This is a genomic window from Azospirillum sp. INR13 (assembly GCF_015390205.1).
Taxonomy (GTDB): domain Bacteria; phylum Pseudomonadota; class Alphaproteobacteria; order Azospirillales; family Azospirillaceae; genus Azospirillum.
In genome coordinates this window covers 127,310-145,212 of the sequence record NZ_VUOI01000001.1, presented here as the reverse complement: position 1 = coordinate 145,212, position 17,903 = coordinate 127,310, and the positions used below count along the sequence as shown (strand labels likewise).

Annotated in this window: 17 protein-coding genes and 2 pseudogenes; 10 read left to right on the top strand and 9 right to left on the bottom strand. The window is 68.6% G+C overall.

The window, feature by feature from the left end; all coding sequences use genetic code 11:
- Positions 1-35: 35 nt before the first annotated feature.
- Complete coding sequence (locus F1643_RS00715; protein WP_149223999.1) at positions 36-554, top strand: substrate-binding domain-containing protein; 519 nt, start codon at positions 36-38, stop codon at positions 552-554.
- A gap of 21 nt (positions 555-575) precedes the next feature.
- On the opposite strand, the gene F1643_RS00710 is transcribed toward F1643_RS00715, so the two are convergent.
- Both F1643_RS00710 and F1643_RS00705 read right to left on the bottom strand, forming a co-directional pair.
- Positions 576-2,129 carry an ATP-binding protein gene (locus F1643_RS00710; protein WP_194909850.1) on the bottom strand — a complete coding sequence of 518 codons (1,554 nt, stop codon included), beginning with the start codon at positions 2,127-2,129 and terminating at the stop codon, positions 576-578.
- Between the two features lie 255 nt (positions 2,130-2,384).
- Positions 2,385-2,522, bottom strand: a complete 138-nt coding sequence (locus F1643_RS00705; protein WP_194909849.1) for a hypothetical protein — start codon at positions 2,520-2,522, stop codon at positions 2,385-2,387.
- A gap of 218 nt (positions 2,523-2,740) precedes the next feature.
- Here F1643_RS00705 and F1643_RS00700 point away from each other — a divergent pair, with 218 nt between their 5' ends.
- Positions 2,741-4,609, top strand: coding sequence for a GGDEF domain-containing protein (locus tag F1643_RS00700; protein ID WP_194909848.1), 1,869 nt, complete (start codon positions 2,741-2,743; stop codon positions 4,607-4,609).
- Between the two features lie 28 nt (positions 4,610-4,637).
- Here F1643_RS00700 and F1643_RS00695 read toward each other — a convergent pair whose 3' ends face one another.
- From F1643_RS00695 to F1643_RS00670, 6 genes and pseudogenes are all read right to left on the bottom strand, one after another.
- Positions 4,638-5,417 (bottom strand): ABC transporter ATP-binding protein, encoded by a 780-nt coding sequence (locus tag F1643_RS00695; RefSeq protein ID WP_194909847.1) that lies wholly within the window; start codon positions 5,415-5,417, stop codon positions 4,638-4,640.
- A 1-nt stretch (position 5,418) separates the two neighbouring features.
- Positions 5,419-6,264, bottom strand: a complete 846-nt coding sequence (locus F1643_RS00690) for an ABC transporter ATP-binding protein (protein ID WP_194909846.1) — start codon at positions 6,262-6,264, stop codon at positions 5,419-5,421.
- Positions 6,265-6,266: 2 nt separating this feature from the next.
- A pseudogene (gene nikC / locus F1643_RS00685) lies at positions 6,267-7,188 on the bottom strand (nickel transporter permease).
- Positions 7,185-8,195 carry an ABC transporter permease gene (locus F1643_RS00680; protein WP_194909845.1) on the bottom strand — a complete coding sequence of 337 codons (1,011 nt, stop codon included), beginning with the start codon at positions 8,193-8,195 and terminating at the stop codon, positions 7,185-7,187. Before F1643_RS00680 ends, nikC begins: the two are co-directional and overlap by 4 nt.
- A 282-nt stretch (positions 8,196-8,477) precedes the next feature.
- On the bottom strand, positions 8,478-9,509 hold the full coding sequence (gene trxB, locus F1643_RS00675; protein ID WP_255542295.1) for a thioredoxin-disulfide reductase: 1,032 nt from the start codon (positions 9,507-9,509) through the stop codon (positions 8,478-8,480).
- 25 nt (positions 9,510-9,534) lie between these two features.
- On the bottom strand, positions 9,535-11,463 hold the full coding sequence (locus tag F1643_RS00670) for a hypothetical protein (RefSeq protein ID WP_194909843.1): 1,929 nt from the start codon (positions 11,461-11,463) through the stop codon (positions 9,535-9,537).
- 358 nt (positions 11,464-11,821) lie between these two features.
- Between F1643_RS00670 and F1643_RS00665 the strand changes: the two genes are divergently transcribed.
- The 8 genes and pseudogenes from F1643_RS00665 (at position 11,822) to sigJ (ending at position 17,499) form a co-directional block, all read left to right on the top strand.
- Positions 11,822-12,277, top strand: coding sequence for an Rrf2 family transcriptional regulator (locus tag F1643_RS00665; RefSeq protein WP_111067213.1), 456 nt, complete (start codon positions 11,822-11,824; stop codon positions 12,275-12,277).
- A 165-nt stretch (positions 12,278-12,442) separates the two neighbouring features.
- Positions 12,443-13,403, top strand: a pseudogene (gene cysK / locus F1643_RS00660) (cysteine synthase A).
- 153 nt (positions 13,404-13,556) lie between these two features.
- A complete protein-coding gene (locus F1643_RS00655; protein WP_194909842.1) occupies positions 13,557-14,348 on the top strand; it encodes a hypothetical protein in 792 nt (263 codons plus the stop codon).
- Between the two features lie 94 nt (positions 14,349-14,442).
- On the top strand, positions 14,443-15,231 hold the full coding sequence (locus F1643_RS00650) for a molybdopterin-synthase adenylyltransferase MoeB (protein ID WP_194909840.1): 789 nt from the start codon (positions 14,443-14,445) through the stop codon (positions 15,229-15,231).
- Between the two features lie 34 nt (positions 15,232-15,265).
- Positions 15,266-15,745, top strand: a complete 480-nt coding sequence (locus tag F1643_RS00645) for a DsrE family protein (protein ID WP_194909838.1) — start codon at positions 15,266-15,268, stop codon at positions 15,743-15,745.
- A 42-nt stretch (positions 15,746-15,787) separates the two neighbouring features.
- Positions 15,788-16,045, top strand: a complete 258-nt coding sequence (locus F1643_RS00640; protein WP_194909836.1) for a hypothetical protein — start codon at positions 15,788-15,790, stop codon at positions 16,043-16,045.
- 105 nt (positions 16,046-16,150) lie between these two features.
- Complete coding sequence (locus F1643_RS00635; RefSeq protein WP_194909834.1) at positions 16,151-16,603, top strand: carboxymuconolactone decarboxylase family protein; 453 nt, start codon at positions 16,151-16,153, stop codon at positions 16,601-16,603.
- The gene (gene sigJ / locus F1643_RS00630; protein WP_194909832.1) at positions 16,600-17,499 is read left to right on the top strand and encodes an RNA polymerase sigma factor SigJ; all 900 of its coding nucleotides are present in this window, start codon (positions 16,600-16,602) and stop codon (positions 17,497-17,499) included. Before F1643_RS00635 ends, sigJ begins: the two co-directional genes overlap by 4 nt.
- A gap of 28 nt (positions 17,500-17,527) precedes the next feature.
- On the opposite strand, the gene F1643_RS00625 is transcribed toward sigJ, so the two are convergent.
- Positions 17,528-17,902, bottom strand: a complete 375-nt coding sequence (locus tag F1643_RS00625) for a response regulator (protein WP_194909830.1) — start codon at positions 17,900-17,902, stop codon at positions 17,528-17,530.
- Position 17,903: the final 1 nt, after the last annotated feature.

Below are 17,903 nucleotides of genomic sequence, written 5' to 3'. Positions count from 1 at the left end.
CGGATGCCCGATGATCCCGAGGAGAGAGACGTCCGATGACCCGTTTTCCCGCGCCGGCCGGTAGTTTGGCCCTCGCATTCGCCGCCGCGGTCCTGCTTGCCGGCTGCCAGATGCCGGGCACCATGCCGCCGCAACAGACCGCCGCCCTCCCGCCGCCGGCAGTGCCGAAGCCGCCGCCCGAGGCCCGCGGTATCTGGATCGTCGGCAGCCCGGCCCTGCGCGGCACCGTTGATCAGGCGGCAGCCAAGTATGACGGCGGACCCGACACCAAGCCGCGTCTTGATGCCCGCGGCACCGCCGCCGGCTTCCGCGCCTTCTGCGGCGGGGTCGGGCTGGACCATCCCGACATGGTGGCCTCCGACCGCCCGATCGGCGCGGCCGAATACCAGCGCTGCCGCACCGCCGGCATCACGCTGACCGAATACGCCTTCGGGCCGAAGCGCTTCGTCTACGTCAAGGACTCGCACATGATGGCTGTCCCCGGCGTGAACGACTTCGTCGCCAGCTGGGGCCAGAGCGGCAAGCCGGTGAGCGCGCCGACCGCGGGGAGCTGAGAGGCGGAGGTCGAGGGAGGATTACCCCGCCGCGAACAATCCGCCCTCGTCGGGGGCGTCGGCCGCGTCGTCGGCGTTCGGATCGCCGAGCGCGGTTTCCCACCCCAGTGCCGGCAGGCTGATGGCGCGGGTGTTGCCGAGGCCGCTGCGGCTGGTGATGAAGCCGCGCTGTTCCATGTAGGTCAGCAGGCGGCGGCCGCGTCCCTTCGACCGGCTGCCGCAGGCGCGGGCCACGTCGGCATCCGATGGGCAGGGGGCGTGGTCGAGGGCGGCGCGGGCCAGCAGCAGGAAGACCGGCTGGATGTCCTCCGCCAGGGTGGCGGCGACCTCCGTCGCGCGCTGCCAGGCGGGATCGTCGCCGCTGCCGGCCCCGGCGCGGGCGGTCGCCAGACGACGGCGGAAGGCGGGCAGCGCCAGCCGGTCGCCATCCACCCCGCGGCCCCGGCAGCGCACCAGGAAATCCTGGTACAGCACGGCCAGCGAGCGGTAGGGCGCCTCCGGATCGGCCAGCACCTCGGCCAGAACCTGATCGTATTGCGCCTCGCGCTCGGCAGCCTGTTCGGCGGTTTCCTCCGGCTCCAGGGGCAGCAGGGCCGGCTGTTCGGCGGCGCTGTCGTCGGTTGACGGCGGCGGGGCGGCGGGACGGCCACGCGCCAGCTGCGCCATCAGGTCGGCGCTGGCGGAGGTCGAGGGGCGGCGGACATAGCGCGGCGGCTCAGGTTCGGTGGTGGTGAAGATCAGGTCGCGGGCGTCCGCCACCGGGGTGGCGGGGGGTGGCATCAGGGTCGGGCTGCCGGTGCGGCCCTGGGTCTCCACCGCGCCGATGCGCAGCGGCAGCGGCCGGCGCGACAAAGCGGGGCCGAGCGCGATGAAATGCCCGCGCTCCAGATCGCGGAACATCTCCGCCTGCCGGCGCTCCATGCCCAGCAGGTCGGCGGCGCGTGCCATGTCGATGTCGAGGAAGGTGCGGCCCATCAGGAAGTTGGACGCCTCGGCGGCGACATTCTTCGCCAGCTTCGCCAGACGCTGGGTGGCGATCACCCCGGCAAGCCCGCGCTTGCGCCCGCGGCACATCAGGTTGGTCATGGCGCCGAGCGAGACCTTGCGCGCCTCGTCCGACACCTCGCCGGCGGCCGAAGGGGCGAACAGCTGCGCCTCGTCCACCACCACCAGCATCGGATACCAGAAGTCGCGGTCGGCATCGAACAGCCCGCCCAGGAAGGCGGCGGCATGGCGCATCTGCATTTCCGCATCCAGCCCTTCCAGGTTCAGGACGACGGAGACGCGGTGCTGGCGCACGCGGGCGGCGACCGATTGCAGCGCGGCCTCGCTGTGCTCGTCGGCTTCCACCACCACATGGCCGAAGCGTTCGGCCAGGGTGACGAAGTCGCCTTCCGGGTCGATCACCGCCTGCTGCACCCATTGGGCGCTCTGTTCGATCAGCCGGCGCAGCAGGTGCGACTTGCCGGAGCCGGAATTGCCCTGGACCAGCAGACGGGTCGCCAGCAGCTCCTCCAGGTCGAGCGTCGCGGCACCGCCCGCGTTCGTCGCCCCCATGTCGATGCCGACCTTCATCCCGCTCGCCTCCCACTCGCCCGAACCGCCTCCAACGCTGGCGGGGCCTTCCTATAGCGCAGGCGGGCGCGGCGATACGAGGATTCGATTCGGGACGGGCGGGCGGCGGAGGGGAAACTACTCTCCGGCCGATTGAGCGGCGATGGTCCGGATGAGCGTTCCGGTGGTGGGGTGGGTCTTGCGGCGGAGGGCGGTTTGACCATATTCTGGCGGACAGGAGGGTGCGGTGCCAGCCGCACCCCCCGTCCGGTCCGGTTACTTCAGCAGATCGAGGATCGCCTTGATCTGCTGAAGCACCAGGACCAGGAGGACGAGTGCTTTTTCCACTCCGTGCTCCCAGGTAGGTGGGAACCGGGCGGTGGCCTGTCCGCCGCCCGGTTCCCACCGCTGCATGCATAGCGATGCATAGTGGTGCGGGCAACGCGCATTCCACCGCACCGTGTGGGATGTATTCCGCAGTCAACCCGTGCTCCAGAGGGTTTGAGCCATCCGCGTCTGCAGCGGGTGACGGTGTCGCGCGACAACGCCGGGCTGTGGTCATGAAAACGCAAACAAGCTCTGTTACAAGCAGATGCCGATTTACTGCGGGATCGGCGCTGGCGGACCAAGCGATGACTGTGCTGACCACCACCAAGGCCGGGACCATGGCGGGACTGACGGAAAGCGACCGTGCCGAGTCCCATGGTGCACGCTGGAACGCCGTTCGCTCCGCCGACGGCGATGCTGCGGCGTTCGACTGGGCGTCTGCGGTCGGTGCCCTGCGCTATGCCTTCCAGCCCATCGTCCAACTGCGCTCCGGCCGCTGCCACGGTTACGAGGCGCTGCTGCGCGGGTTCGAGCATACCGGCTTCGCCAATGCCGGCGAGTTGCTGGATGCCGCCGAGACCGCGGGATTGCTGGCGACGGTGGAGACCGCGCTGCACGCCAAGGCAGTCGCCGCCTACCGCGCGCTTGCGGGCTGGAGCGAGGCGAAGCTGTTCCTGAACCTGGACGCCCGGCTGATCGGGCAGCCGGACTCGCCCTGGCTGTCCCGCGATCCGGCCGCCGCGCGCAGCAGCGGCATCGTGCTGGAGCTGTCGGAAAGCCGTCCGGTCGCCAGCGGCGTCGCGGTGGATGCGGCGGTGGACCGCTACCGCCATGGCGGGGTCGGCATCGCCATCGACGATTTCGGCGTCGGCCATTCCGGCCTGCGGACCCTGTACGAGGCGCGGCCGGACTATGTGAAGATCGACCGCTTCTTCATCGCCGGCATCGACGCGGATTCGCGCAAGCGGGCACTGGTGGCGGCGTTGGCCGGGCACGCCCATGCGTTGGGCATCCAGATCGTGGCGGAGGGGGTGGAGACCGTCGCCGAGTTTTATACCTGCCGGGATCTCGGCTGCGACTTCGCCCAGGGCTTCCTGATCGCCCGGCCGCGGGTGGATTTGACCGGGCTGCCCAACCGCTATGCGATCGTCGAGGATCTCAACCGCCAGGACCGGCGCCAGCCCAGCGAATCGCACCGCCGCCTGTCGGAGGTGATCGAGCGGCTGCCGCCGCTGCGGGTCGATTCGCGCAAGACCGAGCTGCTGGACTATTTCCGCCGCGACGGCAGCGCCTCCATCGCCCCGATCGTGGACGAACAAGACCGGCCACTGGGGCTGATCCGGGAACGCGATCTCAAGCGCTTCGTCTATTCACGCTTCGGTGGAGAGCTGCTGCGCAATCGTGGGCTGGGCGATCGGCTGGACGATCTGGTCATCCGCTCGCCGGTCTGCGACATCTCCATGCCGCTGGACCGGGTGATCGAAGCCTTCTCCACCGAGTCCGCCGCCGATGGCATCGTGATCGTGGAGGGCGGCGCGTATGCCGGCGTGCTGTCGGGCGGCGCGCTGCTGCGGCTGGTGCATGAGCGCAACCTTGCGATGGCGACGGACCAGAACCCGCTGACGCGCCTGCCCGGCAACGCCGCCATCCTGCGCCACATCGAAGGGGCGCTGGCCGATGGTGCGCGCGGCCATGTGCTGGCCTATCTGGATTTCGATAACTTCAAGCCGTTCAACGACAATTTCGGCTTCCGCCAGGGCGACCGCGCCATCCTGATGTTCAGCGAGCGGCTGAAAGCCTGGGCCGGCAGCGCCGGGGCGGCCATCGACGCCGACGCCTTCGCCGGCCACATCGGCGGCGACGACTTCTTCCTGGGCGTCAGTGGTGGGGAGGAGGGGGAGGTGCTGGCCCGGCTGGCGGAGCTGCTGGCCCTGTTCCGCTCCGACGCCGAAAGCCTGTACGACGCCGAAACGCGGGTCAGCGGCGGGTTCCTGGCGAAGGACCGCTACGGGGCGGTGCGGCGTTTTCCGCTGCTGGCGGCCAGCGGCGTCGCCGTGGTGATCCCGCCCGGCTGCCACGGCCTGACCCCGGACGCCGTCAACGCCGCCATCGCCGACCACAAGGCCACCGCCAAGGGGGCGGAGGACAAGCTGTGCGTGGTGCGGCTGGCGTGAGGGGAGTCAGGGTGCGGTTGCCCCTCCCTCACGCATAATCCCGGAAGCTCTCCGCAGTGGCGCGGTCGTAGCCCTGGCTGGCGCGCAGGAGTTGCAACGTGTAGGGCTCGCGCGCGGCGCCGCGGCGCAAATCCTCCACCGTCATTTCCTCCACCAGCCGGCCGCGGTTCATCACCGCCAGCCGGTCGCACAGGTTGGCGACGACGGCGAGGTTATGGGTGACCAGCACCAGGGTCAGGCCATGTTCGGCCCGCAGGCGGCGCAGCAGGTTCAGGATCTCCGCCTGGACCGAGACGTCGAGTGCCGAGGTCGGCTCGTCCAGCAGCAGGACGCGAGGCTCCAGCACCAGGGCGCGGGCGATGGCGACGCGCTGGCGCTGGCCGCCCGACAGCTGGTGCGGGTAGCGGAAGCGGAAGGAGGGACCCAGACCGACATCGCGCAGCACCCGGTCGATGCGGGCATCGGCATCGCCCAGCCCATGGATGGCGATCGGTTCCGCCAGGATGCGGTCCACGGTGTGGCGCGGGTGCAGCGAGCCGTAGGGGTCCTGGAATACCATCTGGCAGAGTTTGTAGAAGCCCTTTTGCCTCTTCGGCCCCTGCTCCGCGCCGGCGACGGCGATGCGGCCGGTCCAATCGTCGTTCAGGCCGCTGACCGCGCGCAGGACGGTGGACTTGCCGGAGCCGGACTCGCCGACCAGTCCGAAGCTTTCCCCCTCCCGCACCGACAGGGTGACGCCGTCCACCGCGGTGACGGCGTCGGCGCCATCGCCGAAACTGACCCGCAAATCTTGGATATCGATCATCATCCTACGCCTCCAGCCAGGCGGGGTCGCGGCTCAGCACCGGCAGGTCGCCCGGCGGCTCGTCGATCTTCGGCAGGCTGGCCAGCAGGCCGCGGGTGTAGGGGTGTTGGGCGGCGTGCAGCTCCGACGCGCGGCAGCTCTCCACCACCCGGCCGGCATACATGATGAGGATGCGGTCGCAGAAGGAGGCGACGAGGTTCAGGTCGTGGCTGACGAAGATCATGCCCATGCCGCGCTGGGAACAGAGGTCGTCCAGGATCGCCAGCACCTGCATCTGCACGGTGACGTCCAGCGCCGAGGTCGGCTCGTCGGCGATCAGCAGGTCGGGGTCGGGGATCAGCATCATCGCGATCATGATGCGCTGGCCCATGCCGCCCGACACCTCGTGCGGGTAGCGGTCATAGACCCGCTCCGGATCGCGGATGCGCACGGCGGCCAGCATCTCCAGCGCGCGGCGCTTCGCCTCGGCGGCGCCGGCCTTGCTGTGGACGCGGTAGGCCTCGGCGATCTGGCGGCCGACGGTCATCACCGGGTTCAGCGAGTATTTCGGATCCTGCATCACCATGGCGATGCGCCGGCCGCGGATGTCGCGCATGCGCTTGGGTGACGCCGCCAGCAGATCCCCGCCGTCGAAGGCCAGCCGGTCGGCGGTGACCCGGCCCGGCGGCGGCACGAGGCGCAGGATGGAGCGGCCGGTCATCGACTTGCCGGATCCCGACTCGCCGACGATGCCCAGCTTCTCCCGGCCCAGGGTGAAGGAGACGCCGCGCACCGCCTCGGCCATGCCGGTGCGGGTGGGGAAGGCGACGCGGAGGTTGGAGACTTCGAGCAGGGGAGTGTCATCGGTCATCGTCAGTCCCCCTTCGGGTCCAGCACGTCGCGCAGCCCGTCGCCCAGCAGGTTGAAACCCAGGCTGACGATGAAGATGGCGAATCCCGGCATGGCGGCGACCCACCATTGCTCCAGCACATATTGCCGGCCGCTGGCGATCATCGCCCCCCATTCCGGCAGCGGCGGCTGGGCGCCGAGGCCGAGGAAGCCGAGGCCGGCGGCGGTCAGGATCACCCCGGCCATGTCCAGCGTCGTCCGCACGATCAGTGAGGCGACGCACAGCGGCATGATGTGGCCGAGGATGATGCGCAGGCTGGACGCGCCCTGCAGCCGGGCGGCGCTGATGAAGTCGGCGCGGCGGACGGTCAGCGTCTCCGCCCGCGCGATGCGGGCATAGGGCGGCCAGGAGGTGATGGCTATGGCGATCACCGCATTCTCGATGCCGGGGCCGAGCGCGGCGACGAAGGCCAGCGCCAGGATCAGCTTGGGGAAGGCCAGCGCGATGTCGGTGATGCGCATCAGCACGGTATCGACCCAGCCGCCGAAATAGCCGGCGACCGTGCCGATCACCAGCCCCGGCCAGCGGCGCCGTCGCCGCCACCAGCGCCACGATCATCAGCGTCAGCCGTGCGCCGTGGATCAGGCGGGAGAGGATGTCGCGCCCGAAGGCATCGGTGCCCAGCCAATGGGCGGCGCTCGGCGGCAGCAGCCGGTTGTTCAGATCCTGGGCATAGGGGTGGTAGGGCGCCAGCACCGGGGCCAGTGCCGCGACGACGACCAGGGCCAGCACGATCAGCAGCCCGGCGACGGCCAGCCGGTTGCGGCGGAAGGCGGTCCAACCGGCCCAGGCGCGGCCGAGCCGGGCCTGGGTGCGGGACTGCGGCGTGTCGGTGGTCAGCCAGTCGCGCCAGCCGGCGGATCGGGTGTCGGTGCGCGCGGTCATCGGGCTCGGGGATCCAGAAGGCGGTAGAGCAGGTCGGACAGCAGGTTCAGCGCGATGAAGACGGCGCCGACCACCAGCGTCCCGCCCAGCACCGCGTTCATGTCGGCGCTGAGCAGCGAATTGGTGATGTAGAGCCCCAGTCCGGGCCAGGCGAACACCGTCTCGGTCAGCACCGACCCCTCCAGCAGCCCGGCATAGGACAGGGCGATGACGGTGATCAGCGGCACCGCGATGTTGCGCAGCGCATGGCCCCAGACCACGCGGGTCTCCGACATTCCTTTCACCCGGGCGGTGGTGATGTATTCCTGGCGCAGTTGGTCCAGCATGAAGCCGCGCGTCATCCGCGCGATGTAGGCGACGCTGTAGAGGCCGAGGATGGCGGACGGCAGCACCAGATGCTGGACGGCATTCCAGAAGATGTCGGTTTCGCCGGCCAGCAGGGCGTCGACGGTGACGATGCCGGTCACCGTATCGACCATTCCCTCATAGAAGACGTCGACCCGGCCCGGTCCAGGCACCCAGTCCAGCTTGGCGTAGAACAGCAGCAGTGCCATCAGTCCCAGCCAGAAGATCGGCAGCGAATGACCGATCAGGCCGAGGAGGCGGATGGCATGGTCGGGCCAGCGCCCGCGATTGACGGCGGCGAACACCCCGGCCGGTACGCCCAGCACCGCGCCGATGACGACCGCGACCGTCGCCAGTTCGAGAGTCGCCGGGAAGACGCGCAGCACATCCTCCAGCACCGGGCGGGAGGTCAGCACCGAGGTGCCGAGGTCGCCCTGAGCCACGTCGCCGACATAACGGAGGAACTGCTGCCACAGCGGCAGGTCGAGGCCCAGCTGCGTGCGCATCTGCGCATAGCTTTCGGCATTCGCCCGGTCGCCGAGCGCCGACAGGACCGGGTCGGTCGGCACCACGCGCCCGATCAGGAATGTGACCAGCAGCAGGCCCAGCAGGGTGGCGGCCACCGTGACCAGCAGGGTCAGGCCGCGTTTCAGCGTAGGCAAGAGGACTCCCTCGCGGTTGGACGCGCTAGGGGATCACAGTCGGGGCTTTGTGCAAAGCCCGTCAAGGGCATAGGGGGGTATGGGGAGGTGGTCGTACGTGCCCCCACCCTTAACCCTCCCCCGCTGGGCGGGGGAGGGGACAAGTGCAGATGCGGGAGAGTGGAGGCAGTCCCTCCCCCGCCCAGCTCTCGCACAAAGCTATGCTTTGTGCTGACGCGACAGGCGGACCATAGGTCCGCTGAGAGCGGGGGAGGTTAGGTGGGGGTCTAACGCCCCCTCAGCTCACCACGTCCCGGCCGGGCTGGGATCGCCATGGGCACCGGCGGCCGGTTCGTGGTGGGCAAGCCAGCGCTCGGCCTCCAGCGCGGCCATGCAGCCCATGCCGGCGGCGGTGACCGCCTGACGATAGACCTTGTCCTTCACGTCGCCGGCGGCGAAGACGCCGGGGATGTCGGTGGCGGTCGAATCGGGGACGGTGACGATGTAGCCCGCTTCGTCCATCTCCACCTTGCCCTGGAAGATGCCGGTCGCCGGCACATGGCCGATGGCGACGAAGACGCCGGCCACCGGGATCACGCGCTCCTCGCCCGACTTGACGTTCTTGATGCGCACGCCGGTGACGGCGCGCGGGTTGCCCATCGTCCCGTCGCCCTCGCCGACGATCTCCTCGACCGTGCTGTCCCACACCACCTCGATCTTCGGATGGCGGAACAGGCGGTCCTGCATGATGCGTTCGGCGCGGAAGCTGTCGCGGCGGTGGATGACCGTCACCTTGGTGGCGTGGTTGGTCAGGTACAGCGCTTCTTCGACGGCGGAGTTGCCGCCGCCGATGACCGCCACCTCCTTGCCGCGGAAGAAGAAGCCGTCGCAGGTGGCGCAGGCCGACACGCCGAAGCCGCGATAGATCTCCTCGGTCGAGATGCCGAGCCAGCGCGCCTGGGCGCCGGTGGCGATGATGACGCTGTCGGCGGTGTAGGTGTCGCCGCTGTCGCCCTTGCAGACGAAGGGGCGCCGGGTGAAGTCGACGTCGGTGATCAGGTCGAACACCATCTTCGTCCCGACATGCTCCGCCTGCTTCTGCATCTGCTCCATCAGCCAGGGGCCCTGGATCGGATCGGCGAAGCCGGGGAAATTCTCCACATCGGTGGTGATCATCAGCTGCCCGCCCGGCTGCATGCCCTGGACCATCAGCGGTTCCAGATTGGCGCGCGCGGCATAGATGGCGGCGGTGTAGCCGGCCGGGCCGGCGCCGATGATGAGGACCCTTGGTGTGGTGCGTGGTGGCCATGGGTCTGATCCCGCAGTGATCGGCAGAAGGGAGTTTGCGATTGGAACGGTTCTAGAAACCGAACATATGGTCGAGGCTGAAGGCGCTTTCACCGGCAGCAAGGCAGCCATGGTAGCCGAACAGGCGGCAGGTGGTGTCGCGGATCAGCACATAGGCATGATCGCCCGCCGCAATCCGTTCCGCTTCCGAAAACATCTCGTGATAGCGCCAGAAACGTGAGCCGCCACAGGGGATTTCCAGCCGCTTCCGCGCCACCTCCACGCCGTCGCGGCGCCGCAGGATCAGCTTGGTGTCCGACAGGGCATGCCATGGCGTCGAGGCAGGGTAGACGAGGTGGCAGAGCGTGTCCCACGGATCGGTGCCCAGCCGCAGGAACAGGCGGGTCGACAGGCCGGGCGGGCGGCCATGGTAGCTCTGGGGTTCGTCGCGGTAGACCATCGCCATGTTGAACATGTGGCTGCCGAAGCTGGTCTCGGCCACATGGCCGGTCTTTACGTCCTCGTAACGGACCAGCGCGTGCAGCCAGCCGTCGGCAACCGTTCCGGCCTCGAAATCATAGACCAGTTCGACGTGGCCCCAGCCATCGACGACAGTCTTGTCGGCAACCAGCCCGGTGACGTCCAGCGCCCTGCTGTCGGAGCGCTTGAGGTTGCCGAAGCGGTGTTCCGCCACCGCGGCGCCGTTGCGGTCGTAGACCACGGCCTTCACCGGAAGTTCGATCTGCGCCGTGCTCATCGGCGTCGGCAGCAGGGTGGTGCGCCAACGGCCCATCGGCAGCAGCGGCGCCGGCAGGATGTGGCCCTTGCCGACCACGCCCTTGTCCACCGCGCCGCCGGTCAGCAGCGGCAGCTTGGGGTCCGGCTTCAGATCGGTGCGTTCCACATTGGCGTGGGCCATGCGGCGGCGGCCGTCTGCGGCGACGATCTCGTAACGCGGACGAACGAAATGCTTGCCGGCCTGCACCTCGAACTGCTGGGGCCAGCGTGCTTCGGGGAACAGGCTGGCGGTGTCCAGTTCGATGGTGGCGAAGGCCGGGACGGCGCGGTCGAGCACGCGGATCTCCGGCGACCCCATCAGGTTCAGCCCGACAGCGCCGGCCGGGATCGGGGTGGGGTGGCTGTTCTGGACCCACAACGACACCCGCTCGCCCTCGCGCGGGGCGGGCAGGCCGGCATAGAGATCGGCCGGCCAGGCGTTGGCGTCGTGGGTGCAGGACAGCACCGTCTCGTCGTCGCCATAGGTGTCGAGGGCGTATTTCACCACGTCATGCCCGGCGGCGCCGATGATGTGGAGGAACAGCGACCCGCAGAAGGGAGACAGGTTGAAGCGCTCGCGCACCTGCCGGCTGTCGATCACCACCGTGCCGTCGGTCGGCGGCATCGGCTCCGTCCAGTCGGCGATCGGGCGTCCCTCGCCGTCGAACAGGCAGGCCCACAGCCGGGTGCCCTTGGCTCCGTAGCGCGGCCAGTAGTTGGCCGACACCACGCGGGTATGGTGGCCGTCTCCGTCGCGGAACCAGGCGAAATTGGTCGCCCAGTTGAACTTCGACAGATAATGGCCGGGATCGTTCAGCATGTCTTCCGGCACGCGCATGGCGTCCAGCGAGACGACACCCGCCTGCTTCGGGATCAGGTGGGCGATGTGGCCTTCCAAGCGCTGCGAATCGAAGGCGACGATGAAGACGGTGCGGGCGCCGCTGGCCGGCAGGTCGGTCACCGGGCGGGCGGCGTGGCCGAACACCTCCTTCCCCACCTGCTCCACGTCCTGGACATAGATGCCGCAAACCGGCACCGCCGACAGGTCGTAGAACTCGGTCAGACCGGACAGCAGGCCCAACGGATCATAGACGGCCACCGGGCCGTAGGAGGCCAGCCGCGATATCAGGATCGCGGCCTTGGGCGCCGCCAGCGGATGGCCCACCGCCTTGAAGAAGCTGGAGCCGCCGGTGACGTTGGAAAAGGTCTCGATCCGAAGGGACATCAGGGCACACACGCGCGATAGCAAAGCCGGGGCGTCGGTTATAGCCCCTTCGGCCGGGTAGGCGACAGTGATTTGCAGGCGACCGGAATTTGTCGGAGCGCATCTTGACCGCCGTACCGTGACGGCGGCACTGCCGGACGTGCCGTGTGTGTAGGAGGGCTTTTTCCCGAGTCTGTCTGCGACAAATCCTGTTGTGAATTCCCGCATCCGAGGTGTAAAACGCTTTTAACCAACAGGCGGGATTGGGGGAGATGACGACGTTTCCACCTGCGGACCGGTACGAGGCCGGTGCCGGCAGGATCCGTCGGTTCCCTTGCTGCCGCGACACGCACAGTCAGAATACCGGGAGTCGCTCGTGATGCTCCGCATCTCCAAGAAGCTGATGTTCGCCATCGAGGCGGTCCTCGACATCGCCTACAACGCGGGCACCGAGCCGGTTCAGTCCGGGGAGATCACCCGGCGCCAGGGCATCCCGAAGCGTTACCTGGAGCAGGTGCTGCAGCAGCTGGTGCGCGAAGGCGTGCTGGCCGGCGTGCGGGGGCCGCGCGGCGGTTACCGGCTGGCGCGCGAGCGGCGGCGGATCACGCTGGGCGAGATCGTGCGGGTGGTCCGGTCGATGGAGACCGCCACCGACCCGATCGAGGAGCCGGCGGGCTCGATCCTCGGCCATCAGGTCGTGCGTCCGCTGTGGGGCGAGCTGCAGGAGGAATGCATGGCGAAGCTCGACACCATCACGGTGGAGGATCTGTGCATGCGCGCCCGACGCGCCGGGGTGGAAAGCGAAACCGAAGACCGGATCGACTTCACGATCTGAAACCTCGGCTGGGGCTTCAACTGGAATCAGCAGGGTCGCACGGCCGGGCCGGCGACCCCACTTCCCGTTTGAACCCTACTTCCCGTTTGACAGGCCACCCGCGCTGGATAATGCTCGGCCCGGGGTGTTGAACTCACTTATAACACAAATCGCAGAGGTGGAATCATGGCTGCACCCGAATTCCGTGGCAAGATCTATGACAGCATCCTCGATACGATCGGCGCCACGCCGCTGGTGCGGCTGAACCGCCTCGCCGAGGATGCCGGGGTCAAGGCCCAGATCCTCGGCAAGCTGGAGTTCTTCAACCCGCTGGCCAGCGTCAAGGACCGCATCGGCCGCGCCATGATCGAGGCTGCGGAGGCCGCCGGCACCATCGCCCCCGGCCGCACGACGCTGGTCGAGCCCACCTCCGGCAACACCGGCATCGCGCTGGCCTTCGTCGCCGCCGCCAAGGGCTACAAGCTGATCCTGACCATGCCGGAAAGCATGTCGGTCGAGCGGCGCAAGATGCTGAAGCTGCTGGGTGCCGAGCTGGTGCTGACCCCGGCGTCGGAAGGCATGAAGGGCGCCATCCGCAAGGCGGAGGAAATCCTGGCCGCCGACCCGAACGCCTACCTGCTGCAGCAGTTCAAGAACACCGCCAACCCGGCCGTCCACCGCGCCACCACGGCGGAGGAAATCTGGAAGGACACCGACGGTCAGGTCGATTTCCTGATCTCCGGCGTCGGCACCGGCGGCACCCCTGACCGGCACCGCCGAGGTCATCAAGTCGCGCAAGCCCTCCTTCAAGGCCGTGGCGGTGGAGCCGGAGGACAGCCCGGTCCTGTCCGGCGGCATGCCGGGCCCGCACAAGATCCAGGGCATCGGCGCCGGCTTCGTTCCCGACATCCTGAAGAAGGAGCTGATCGACGAGGTGGTGCGCATCTCCAACCAGCGCGCCTTCGAAACCGCCCGCAAGGTCGCCCGCCTGGAAGGCGTTCCGGTCGGCATCTCGTCGGGTGCGGCGCTCGCCGCGGCGCTGGAGGTCGGCGCGCGTCCTGAGAACGAGGGCAAGCAGATCGTCGTGATCCTGCCGTCCTTCGCCGAGCGCTATCTGTCGACCGCCCTGTTCGAAGGGTTGGAGTAACCGCCGACGCTGCGGAGCGGGGGCAATGCCGCCTCCCGCTCCGCAGCCTATCCGCGAAATTCCGGCCCGAAATTTGACGGAATTCGCGGCTTGCGCTATTCTCTCCGGCGTCAGCAGAGCAATTTCCGTCCGCGCCGCCGGGGAGTGACCGCCATGTCGGATGTGACCGCCGCCACCTATGTCCCGAACCTGTCGAGCAGTTCCTTCTCGCAGTTGAAGGGGCAGACGACCAAGATCGGCGCCGACGGGGCCAATGCCGACACCCAGACCTTCACGGTCAGCAAGGCCGGCGAGTTCAATTTCAAGGTCAACAACACCTTCACCAACGTCGAGATCCGCAACGACCGGAACGAGGTGGTTACGACCATCCGGTCGAAGGAATCGGCGTCGGACGCCACCGCGCGGCTGGGGCCGGGCACCTATACGGCGACCATTTCGCAGGCCAACCGGGCGGCGGGCGTGCGCGATTATTCGCTGGACGTCACGGAACGGCAGAACATCCTGGTGACCGGGGCCGGCGCGACGCTGAAGGGCACCGCCCAGCCGCCGGGCAACGGCGACACCGGCGTGCAGAAGCACACCTTCAACGTCCTGCAGGGCGGCAGCTTCACCGCCAACATATCGCTTCCCAACACGCGCTGGGCGATGATGGACAAGGACGGCAAGGTCGTCGCCGCCAGCGACTCGGGCAAGCCCGATTCCCAGCAGACCTTCCTGCAGAAGCCGACCTACAAGCTGGAGCCCGGCCAATACACGATGGTGGTGGTCCCGCCTTCCGACCTGAAGTCGCCGTCCGACTTCATGCTGAGCCTCGTGCCGCGCAATACGGAGCTGTCCGAGACGGGACTGAACCAGGAAAGCGCCATTTCCAAGACTCTGCGCGAACGGCAGACCCGGCTGCGGCAATGGGCGTCGGAAGCGAAGCCCACTTCGACCAGGGTCTGACACGGCCATCAAGGCAGCCGGCCTGCGCCCACGGTTGGAAAATGCCGCATCGAATGTTGCCGCAACGGTGCGGCCTTGCGCTATGCTGCCGGCCATGGACTTCACGGACACCCAGCTTCACCGCTATTCCCGCCACATCGTGCTGCCGGAAGTCGGCGGCATCGGGCAGGAGCGGCTTCTGCGATCCAAGGTGCTGGTCGTCGGCGCCGGCGGCCTTGGCGCGCCCCTTCTCCTGTATCTGGCGGCGGCCGGCGTCGGCACCATCGGCATCGTCGATGACGACACGGTCGACCTGTCGAACCTGCAGCGGCAGGTGATCCACGACGAATCGACGCTCGGCCACCCGAAGGTGGAGAGTGCCGCCGCCCGCATCCACGCGCTGAACCCCGATGTCCGGGTGGAAGCCCACCGGATGCGGCTGAACCGCGACAACGCGATGGACCTGATCGGCGGCTATGACCTGGTCGCCGACGGGTCGGACAATTTCGCCACGCGCTTCCTGCTGAACGACGCCTGCTTCCTGGCCGGCAAGACGCTGGTGTCGGCGGCGATCCTGCGCTTCGACGGACAGCTGAGCACCTTCAAGGCCCATCTGGGCGCGCCGCACCCCTGCTATCGCTGCCTGTTCCCGGAACCGCCGCCGCGCGGCACCGTGCCGTCCTGTTCGGAAGGCGGGGTGCTGGGGGCGCTGGCCGGTTTCGTCGGTTCGCTGCAGGCGACGGAGGTGCTGAAGGAACTGCTGGGATTGGGCGAGAGCCTGTCGGGCAGTCTGCTGATGATGGACACGCTCTATGCGTCCTATCAGCGCATCGCCATCAAGCGGGATCCCGACTGCGCGCTTTGCGGCGATCATCCGACCATCCACGACCTCTCCGCCCACTGACGGGCGCGACGGGAAAGACGGGAGGCGGCCCACCATGTCCACCACCATGTCGCAATCCTCGGCTGAGAGCACCTTGGCCGAGAGCACCTCGGCCCTGTCGATCGTCCTGTTCGCCGGCGGCTTCGACCGCGTCCATTACGCGCTGGTGATGGCCAGCGCCGCGGCGGCCACCAACCGCAAGGTCACGCTGTTCTTCACCGGCCGTGCGCTCCGCGCCCTGGTGCATGAGAGCGAGCCGGGGGTGCTGGGCTGGCACGATCTGGACCCCGCCGACGACGGCAGCTCGCCGGTGGCGCGCGACCGCTATTTCGCTGCCCACGGCCTCGCCACCTTCGAGGAACTGCTGGAGGCCTGCGTCGCCATGGGCGTGACGGTGATGGCCTGCGAGATGGGGCTGCGCGCTCTCGGCCTGCCGCAGGGCGTGCAGATGCGCGCCGACGTGCCGGTCGCCACCGGCGGGGTCGTCACCTTCCTGAACGACGCGCCGAAGGGCGGCGCCATGCTGTTCGTCTGACACCATTCTCCGAATCTGTTCATCCGATCTGGCGGAAAGACCATGAATGACAACCGCGAGATCCTCGACCTCGCCAACCGTTTCGAGTCGATCGCCACCGACGGGTTCGAAGGGCGCTCCTACCGGACGGCGCTGGCCGGTCTTGCCCATCATGTGCGGGGCCATGCCGGGCTGGCGCCGCAGGTCGCCCATGCCCTGGGCGTGATGATACGGCTGATCGGCGAAAGCGATCCCGAAGGCCGCTTCGCCGCCAAGATCGCCATCCTGCAGGAAGCCGTGGAATTGCTGACGGAGAGCTGAGGACCGCGATGGCAGCCTTGATCGTGGCGCGAGGCTGCCATGCGTCACGCCGGAGCGGGTCGCCCCGTCATGGGGGCGATGACACTCCATACGAGGATGCGAACCATGGCTTTCCGTTTCACCGTCGCCACCGACGCCCCGTCCCTGTTCGCCACGCTGTACGCCACAGCCAAGACCATCCGCGGCAGCGGCCTGCCGACCGGCTTGATCCATCTGATCGACCTGCGCGTGTCGCAGATCAACGGCTGCGCCTATTGCATCGACATGCACAGCAAGGAAGCCTGCCACGACGGCCAGTCGGAACAGCGCATCGCCGCCCTTGCCGAGTGGGAGCGGTCGGATCTGTTTCTGCCCGACGAACGCGCCGCCTTCGCCTGGGCCGAGGTGCTGACCCGCGCCCAGCATGACCGCATCGACGAAGCCTACCGGGAACTGCAACGCCATTTCAGCGCCGAGCAGATCGCCCAACTGACGGTGACGGCTGCGCAGATCAACGCCTGGAACCGCATCGGCATCGCCCAGCATATCGAGGGCACCGCCGTGGGGATGGCGGCGTGACGGCGCTGGCCGACCCGGAGACTGCGCTCGCCGCCTTCGCGGGCGAGCGGGCGCGGCTGCGCGCCTTGGCCTACCGGCTGCTCGGGTCGGTGGCGGAGGCGGAGGACACGCTGCAGGACGCCTGGCTGCGCTGGTCCGCGGTGGCTCCCGGCAGCGTCGGGTCGGCCCCCGCCTTTCTGACCACCCTGGTGACTCGGCTGGCGCTCGACCGGCTGCGCTCCGCCCGGGTGGCGCGGGAACGCTATTACGGGCTTTGGCTGCCCGAACCGGAGGTGTCCGGTTGGGAGAGCGGCACGCATGACGGGGCCGATCCCGAGTCGGTGCCGCTGGCGATGCTGCTGCTGCTGGAACGGCTGGCATCGGACCAGCGGGCGGTCTTCGTCCTGCGCGAGGCGATGGACCTCGACTATGCGGAGATCGCGACGATCCTCGGCAAGTCGGTGGAGGCCTGCCGCCAGATCATGCGGCGCGCCCGAGCCCGGCTGGCAGAACCGGCCGCGACGATAAGCGATCCGGATGCGGGGCGCCGTCTGGCCGATGCCTTCGCCGAGGCCAGCGTCCGGCGCGACTACGCCGCCATCGTGGCCCTGTTGTCGGACGATGCCCAATGGCTGAGCGACGGCGGCGGCATGGTGCGGACGGCGGTCAATCCGCTCTTCGGCGCCGACCGCATCGCCCGCTTCCTGATGGGCGTCCAGCGCAAGCGGGGTGTCGGATTCGGCTTCGTGCCGGTGCGGGTGAATGGCGGACCGGGGCTGCTGGCCGAACTGGGCGGATCCTTCCGCAGCGTGCTGGCCTTCGACATAGCCGGCGGCCGCATCCGGCGGATCTACCAGATCGCCAACCCGCAAAAGCTGGAGCATGTGGCGGGATTCGGAGACACCGGCGTCCAATAGGGAAAAGCGGCAGGGCTCATGGCTGTGCCTATGCCGTCGTCTCGTCCAGCCAGCGGTCGAGTGCGGTCAGGTCGACGGGGCGGGGCAGGATGGGGAAGGGGGCATTCTGCACGCGCCGGCCTGTCATCAGGATGCGCGTCTGCGGATAAAGCATCGCCGCCAGCGCCGCGGCACGGTCGCCCTCGTCGCCTTCATGCTCCAGCGGCAGCAATGCGACGACCGGCGCCTCCGCACCGATGATGGTCAGCGCCTCCAGTGCGTCGTCGGTCTGCGAAACCTGGAAACCGCGGCCGGACAGATGGCCGGCCAGCGCCTCGCGTTGGATGCGGTCGGCATCGGCCACCACGGCCCGGCGCCCGCCATAGCCCGGCATCCGGATGTCGGCATCGATGCTGAAGCTCACG